Annotated in this window: 2 protein-coding genes; one reads left to right on the top strand and one right to left on the bottom strand. The window is 32.9% G+C overall.

Features of this window, described 5'->3' with window-relative positions; translation table 11 throughout:
* A partial coding sequence (locus IDG60_RS19710; RefSeq protein WP_206161097.1) for a malate:quinone oxidoreductase occupies positions 1-365 on the top strand: 365 nt, incomplete at its 5' end.
* A 65-nt stretch (positions 366-430) separates the two neighbouring features.
* Here the strand turns inward: IDG60_RS19710 and IDG60_RS19705 are convergent.
* Positions 431-644, bottom strand: a 214-nt coding sequence (locus tag IDG60_RS19705) for a DUF3021 domain-containing protein (RefSeq protein ID WP_206161096.1), incomplete at its 5' end; no start/stop codon positions are given.

The raw sequence follows: 644 nt of genomic DNA, 5'->3' as shown, positions 1-644 counted from the left end.
GTATGGATGATTTAAGAGTCTTTTTCCCAAATGCTAAAAATGAAGATTGGGAAGTGATTACAGCAGGGCAACGTGTCCAAGTAATCAAGGATACTGAGGATTCTAAAGGTAACTTACAATTTGGTACTGAAGTCATTACGTCAGATGATGGCACATTAGCTGCATTACTTGGTGCATCACCTGGTGCGTCAACAGCTGTAGATATTATGTTTGATGTTTTACAGCGATGCTATCGTGATGAATTCAAAGGATGGGAACCAAAGATTAAAGAAATGGTGCCGTCATTTGGTTATCGCTTAACAGATCATGAGGATTTATATCACAAAATTAATGAAGAAGTAACTAAGTATTTACAAGTTAAATAATAAATGAAACGGTAATGTCTTTTTTAATGTGATAGACATTACCGTTTTTTAGTTGTTAATGAAAATCATTTTAATTGTTTCAGTTGCTTGTTAATAGTGTTTACGTAGTTCTTATTTTTAAAGAATTGAATTATCCAAATTAATACATAAACCACAATGAAGATAATTGTGAATATGATTAGATAATGCACTGTTAGTGGAAACCAACCGGCAAGCATTGCTAAAGGCAAGAATCCGACATACGTTGTTATGAAATGCATTATAGTTGCTTTAGTAATG

This window comes from Staphylococcus sp. EG-SA-2, assembly GCF_017152085.1.
This window is presented reverse-complemented; position numbering and strand designations above follow the sequence as displayed.